The organism is Variovorax sp. 01T439_2 (genome assembly GCF_056398445.1).
This window is the reverse complement of sequence record NZ_JBFTPJ010000496.1, coordinates 1-4,369: the sequence shown is the minus strand read 5'-3', so window position 1 is coordinate 4,369 and position 4,369 is coordinate 1. Positions and strand designations below refer to the sequence as shown.

The 4,369-nt window shown below is 67.0% G+C and carries 5 protein-coding genes and 1 pseudogene; all 6 read right to left on the bottom strand.

All coding sequences use genetic code 11. The features are described from left to right. Positions 1 to 145, bottom strand: a pseudogene (locus AC1DOC_RS21440) (2-oxo-hept-4-ene-1,7-dioate hydratase); the annotation flags it as partial. Positions 146 to 149: 4 nt separating this feature from the next. Then, the gene (locus tag AC1DOC_RS21435; protein ID WP_278879189.1) at positions 150 to 554 is read right to left on the bottom strand and encodes a 5-carboxymethyl-2-hydroxymuconate isomerase; all 405 of its coding nucleotides are present in this window, start codon (positions 552 to 554) and stop codon (positions 150 to 152) included. Positions 555 to 565: 11 nt separating this feature from the next. Then, a complete protein-coding gene (gene hpaD / locus AC1DOC_RS21430; RefSeq protein WP_012745406.1) occupies positions 566 to 1,441 on the bottom strand; it encodes a 3,4-dihydroxyphenylacetate 2,3-dioxygenase in 876 nt (291 codons plus the stop codon). Positions 1,442 to 1,443: 2 nt separating this feature from the next. Next, the gene (gene hpaE / locus AC1DOC_RS21425) at positions 1,444 to 2,904 is read right to left on the bottom strand and encodes a 5-carboxymethyl-2-hydroxymuconate semialdehyde dehydrogenase (RefSeq protein WP_478080017.1); all 1,461 of its coding nucleotides are present in this window, start codon (positions 2,902 to 2,904) and stop codon (positions 1,444 to 1,446) included. After that, positions 2,901 to 3,674, bottom strand: coding sequence for a fumarylacetoacetate hydrolase family protein (locus AC1DOC_RS21420; RefSeq protein ID WP_478080016.1), 774 nt, complete (start codon positions 3,672 to 3,674; stop codon positions 2,901 to 2,903). Before AC1DOC_RS21420 ends, hpaE begins: the two co-directional genes overlap by 4 nt. Continuing rightward, positions 3,671 to 4,309: a fumarylacetoacetate hydrolase family protein gene (locus AC1DOC_RS21415; protein WP_478080015.1), complete on the bottom strand. Its 639-nt coding sequence runs from the start codon at positions 4,307 to 4,309 to the stop codon at positions 3,671 to 3,673. The genes AC1DOC_RS21420 and AC1DOC_RS21415 overlap by 4 nt, the downstream gene beginning before the upstream one ends. Positions 4,310 to 4,369 lie beyond the last annotated feature (60 nt).

Below are 4,369 nucleotides of genomic sequence, written 5' to 3'. Positions count from 1 at the left end.
GCTTGACCCATGCGCGCGAGATGGCGTAGCCGTCCTCGATGGTCATTTCGGGAAAGCGCTTGGAGAAATGCTCGACCTGCACGCGCGACTTTTCGCTTTCGTGCAGTTCGGCGGCCAGCCTGGCGATGGTGTCGGCAGTGAGCATGGGGCTACTTGTTGAAGAGTGGATGCAGGTTGCTGTGCTTGCCGTCGTACACCTGGCCGGGGCTTTCGTCGATCTGCAGCGTGATGCCGATGTGGCGCTTGTCGAAGATGGGCGCGAAGTGCTTCTTCGCGCCATCGAGCAGCGCGTCGCCGGCCTTCTTCCTGTCTTCCTCGCTCCGGCCCGCTGCGATGCGCACGTTGATGTAGACGAAGGCGTAGTCGTCCGCATCGTCGGCCACGGCGTAGTGCACGGCTGGGTAGGCCAACACCCGTGTGCCGCCGGTGGGAAAGAGCTTGCGGCCCGCGCCGTCCTTCTGCGCGACCAGGACGGCGGCGAGCGAGCGGCACAGGCCGCCCATGTCGGCTTCGGCTTCGAGATTGGCGGTGTACTGGATGACGACGTGGGGCATGCGGTGCTTTCTCAGGTGGTGGTTTCCGCAGGCAGTGGCGTCACGGGGAAGATGGCATTGATCTGCCCCGTGCCCGAGCTCCCGAAATAGGGCGTGACCACTTCCACCGGCGCGGCGTAGCGGTCCCAACCCAGGAGGCCCAGCAGCATCGCGGTGTCGTGCATGTCGCCTTCGCCCCAGCACTTGTCGGCGTACATCGGCAGCATGCCGACGAAGGTCTTCCAATCGCCGGCCTCCCAGAGCTCGACCACGCGGCGGTCCACCTGCTCGAGGAAGGGATCGTAGACCTTGTGCATGAATTCGGGGGCGCGGCCGTTGTCCGCGAAGTGGTGCGAGAGCGAACCGCTCGCGAACACCGCCACCGTGCCCTCGTAGCGCTCCTCGATCGCGCGCCGCACCGCGAGGCCGAAGCGGCCCGACTCCGTGAGGTCGTGCCAGTCGCACCAGCCGCTGATGCTGATCACCTTGTAGTGCTGGTCGGCGTTCATGTAGCGCATGGGCACCAGCGTGCCGTATTCGAGTTCGAGCGTGGTGTCGCTGTGCGCGCGGCTCTTCACGCCCATTTCGTTCGCCACGTCGGCAATCAGGTGGCCCAGCGCCGGGTTGCCCGGGTAGGCGTAGGGCATGTTCTTGATGAAGTGCGGCAGCTCGTTGCTGGTGTAGGTGCCGCCGAACTTCGGACCGCAGTTGATGTGGTATTCGCTGTTGACCTGCCAGTGCACGTCGAACACCACGATGGTGTCCACGCCCAGCGCGCGGCAGCGCCGGTCGATTTCCTTGTGGCCGTTGATCGCGGCATCGCGGCAGCCGAAGTTCGGCCCCGGGAATTCCGAGAGGTACATCGACGGTACGTGCGTGATCTTGGCGGCGAGTGCGAGGGTGCCCATGGTCAGGCTCCCCAATGCGGGATGTGGTGCGAGCCCATCGACACCGCCACGTTCTTCGGCTCGCAGAACACCTCGTAGCTCCAGGTGCCGCCTTCGCGCCCCGTGCCTGAGGCCTTGGTGCCGCCGAAGGGTTGGCGCAGGTCTCGCACGTTCTGGCTGTTGACGAAGCACATGCCGGCCTCCACCGCSGCAGCCACGCGGTGGGCGCGGCCGATGTTCTCGGTCCACACGTAGCTCGACAGGCCGTAGGGGATGTCGTTGGCGAGTTCGATGGCGTGCGCCTCGTCCCTGAACGGGATCAGGCAGGCGACCGGGCCGAAGATTTCGTCCTGCGCGATCTTCATTCGGTTGTCGACGTCGGCGAACACGGTCGGCATCACGTAGTTGCCGCGCTGAACGCGCTCGGGCAGGTTGGCCGGTGCATCGAGGCCGCCGCACAAGAGCGTCGCGCCTTCCTTCGGGCCCAGCTCGATGTAGCTGCGCACCTTGGCCAGGTGGGCCTGCGAGATCATCGGACCCACGATGGTCTTCTCGTCGAGCGGATCGCCCACCGCGATGCGCCTGGCGCGCTCCGCGAATTTGGCGGCAAAGTCGGCGTAGATCGACTGCTGCACCAGGATGCGCGAGCCGGCGGTGCAGCGCTCGCCGTTGTTGCTGAAGATCATGAACACGGCCGCGTCGAGCGCGCGGTCGAGGTCGGCGTCCTCGAAGATCACGAACGGGCTCTTGCCGCCGAGCTCCATGCTGAACTTCTTGAGGCCCGCGCTCTTCACGATGCGGTTGCCCGTGGCGGTGGAGCCGGTGAACGAGATCGCGCGCACGTCAGGGTGCGCCACCAGCGGCTCGCCGGCCTCCTTGCCGTAGCCGTGCACCAGGTTCAGCACGCCGGGCGGAATGCCCGCTTCGAGCGCGAGCTCACCGAGGCGCGCAGCCGTCAGCGGCGAGAGCTCGCTCATCTTCAGCACCGCGGTGTTGCCGAAGGCCAGGCAGGGCGCGACYTTCCAGGTGGCGGTCATGAAGGGCACGTTCCACGGGCTGATCAGCGCGCACACGCCCACCGGGTGGAACAGCGTGTAGTTCAGGTGCGTGGGCGTGGGGTAGGTGTGGCCGTCGACGCGCGTGCACATCTCGGCGAAGTAATAGAAATTGTCGGCCGCGCGCGGGATCAGCTGCTTGCCGGTCTGCGCGATGACCTGGCCGCAGTCGTTGGTCTCGGTCTGCGCGATCTCGGGCACGTGCTGCGCGATCAGGTCGCCGAGCTTGCGGATGAGCTTGGCGCGCTCGGGCGCGGGCAGGCCGGCCCACTTGGGGAACGCCTCCTTCGCCGCAGCCACGGCCGCGTTCACTTCGGCTTCGCCGCCCGAGGCGACTTCGGCCAGCACCTCCTGCGTGGCGGGGTTGACGGTTTCGAAGTATTCGCTGCCGGCAACAGCCTTGCCCGCGATCAGGTGATCGACTCTCATGCTTTTCCTTGGAGGGTGTTGACCAGCGCGCCGATGCGCTCGATTTCCGTCACGACCACGTCGCCCGGCCTGCAATCGACCACGCCGTCGGGCGTGCCCGTGAGGATCAGGTCGCCGGGCGACAGCGTCATGAAGCGGCTGAAGTATTCGATGAGGAAGGGCGCGTCGAAGATCATGTCGCGCGTGCTGCCCTGCTGCGTGACGGTGCCGTTCACCGTGGTCTTCAATGCGAGCGCCATGGGGTCGGGCACGTCGGCCGCATCGACGAACCACGGGCCGAGCGGCGTGCAGGTGTCGCGGTTCTTCACGCGCAGGTTGGGGCGGTACCAGTTTTCGAGGTAGTCGCGGATCGCGTAGTCGTTGGCCACGGTGTAGCCGCCGATGAAGTCGTAGGCGTCGGCCCGCTTTACGCGCTTCGCGGTCTTGCCGACCACGATGGCGAGCTCGCACTCGTAGTGCATGAACTGCACGCCGGCCGGCCGGTGCGTGTGCTGGCGGTGGCCGATCAGCGTGCTCTGGCCCTTGACGAACACCAGCGGTTCCTCGGGCGCCTTGAACTCGAGTTCCTTCGCGTGGTCGGCGTAGTTGAGGCCGAGCGCGAGGATGGTGCGCGGCCGCGGCGTGGGCGCGAGCGGCGGCAGCCACGTGAGCTGTTCCTGCGGCACGATGCGGCCGTCGTCCAGCCGCACGGCGGCATCGGCCTGGCCGTTGAATTCGTGCGCGGTGCCGGTGTGCTCGCGGCCTTCGAAGATGACGCGTGCGTGCTTCATGCGGCGGCCTCCTGCACCAGCGTGTTGCAGAGGCTCTCGAACCCCGGCGCGGAAATCTCGATGCGGTCGCCCGCACGCGCCAGCGGCCGGCCGGCGTCGCAGCCGAGCATCAGCACGTCGCCATGCGCGAGCGTCATGAATTCGCCCACGTCGGCCAGCAGCTGCTGCGCGGGCCGCACGAGCTGCGAGAAGTCGATCGACTGCTTCAGCGTGCCGTTGACACGCACCTCGGCGCGAAAGCCAGCGGGATCGGCCACCTCCTGCGCATCGCGCAGCGCCGGTCCGACGCCCAGGAAACCGTCGACGCACTTGAACTTCACGGGCGGGCGGAAGAAGCTCGCATGCGGAATCGAGAGATCGTTCATCAGCACGAAGCCTTCCACGTCGCCCTCGGCGCCGATCACCATGCCGATGCTCGCGCCGATCTCCACTTCGGGCACCGATGCAGGCACCGCGATGGCGCTGCCGTGCGGGCTCCAGGTGTTGGCGGTCTTCACGTAGAGCACGGGCGCCTTCGGCGGCGCCTTGTACGGCGGCTCGGTCATCTGCGGCGCGAGCGCCTGCATTTCCGCGCGGAAGTTCAGCAGCGTGCCGTACACGGTGCCGGCGGGCAGGAAAGGGGAGGAGGGGCTCATTCGGGTTGCTCCAGCGCGATCAGTTCGTCCAGCAGTCCGTACAGCTGCGTCAGCTTGGTC

Excerpts from the sequence above, each read along its gene's own strand:
- AC1DOC_RS21420 (WP_478080016.1), bottom strand. The coding sequence starts at position 3,674 with ATGAAGCACGCACGCGTCATCTTCGAAGGCCGCGAGCACACCGGCACC.
- AC1DOC_RS21415 (WP_478080015.1), bottom strand. The coding sequence starts at position 4,309 with ATGAGCCCCTCCTCCCCTTTCCTGCCCGCCGGCACCGTGTACGGCACG.
- hpaD (WP_012745406.1), bottom strand. The coding sequence starts at position 1,441 with ATGGGCACCCTCGCACTCGCCGCCAAGATCACGCACGTACCGTCGATG.
- AC1DOC_RS21435 (WP_278879189.1), bottom strand. The coding sequence starts at position 554 with ATGCCCCACGTCGTCATCCAGTACACCGCCAATCTCGAAGCCGAAGCC.